The organism is Oleiphilus sp. HI0125 (assembly GCF_001635355.1).
Genome location: NZ_LWGF01000375.1, coordinates 1 through 705, shown reverse-complemented (window position 1 = coordinate 705; position 705 = coordinate 1). Strand labels below are relative to the sequence as shown.

General features: G+C 45.5%; 2 protein-coding genes. One reads left to right on the top strand and one right to left on the bottom strand.

Annotation, left to right across the window (positions count from 1 at the left end; translation table 11 throughout):
- The first annotated feature begins 24 nt into the window (after nt 1-24).
- Complete coding sequence (locus tag A3762_RS28590) at nt 25-174, top strand: AraC family transcriptional regulator (protein ID WP_255375030.1); 150 nt, start codon at nt 25-27, stop codon at nt 172-174.
- A 10-nt stretch (nt 175-184) separates the two neighbouring features.
- Here A3762_RS28590 and A3762_RS05200 read toward each other — a convergent pair.
- Nucleotides 185-705 (bottom strand): nitrilase-related carbon-nitrogen hydrolase (locus A3762_RS05200; RefSeq protein WP_304439267.1); only part of this gene is annotated, 521 nt, incomplete at its 5' end.

Sequence of the window (705 nt, the reverse complement as noted above, 5' to 3'; positions counted from 1 at the left end):
AATAAATTTAAACAGCAAAAGTCTGTGAACCTGCTCAAGAACACCAACTACACCATTAGTGAAATCGCAGAGCGAATAGGTTTTAGCGATAGCTCTACGTTTCGTAGAGCATTCAAGACGTGGACCGGCCAGCAGCCTTCTAAACTACGCAAGCACGCTCAAACATTTCCCTAAGTCTTATCAACTATTTGGTCAATGAAGCACGCTGTTTAAAGTCGAGTTCAGAAGATTTTTTAACGCGAAATATGGCGCCGCGAGTCAAAAGAGTGAGTAAGGTTAAGCCCATGACGACACTGACAAACCAATTTCCGTAAAGTGTGTATAGGGTCTGTTCAGAGCGCCAATCAACAATAGAGGCGCGAACACCCTCTTCACCTAAAGGCACATTATTCACGACGCGACCCGCGGGATTTATCACCGCACTAATGCCGCCGTTCGTTGCACGCACAAACCACCGCCGATGTTCGATAGCCCGTAATTTGGCCATCGCCAAATGAATGTATGGCTCTTTACTCATTCCAAACCAACTATCGTTAGCAACAGAGATAATCAATTCGGCATGATTGTTTGCCACCATCTCGCGCACTAATTCAGGAATCACGGTTTCATAACAAATAGGTGTGCTTATACGACGTCCTTTAAAGGTCAGCGCCGTTAAGGAATCACCCGCTTCAAAACGTGAGTATTCCGGAAATACCTGCGCAA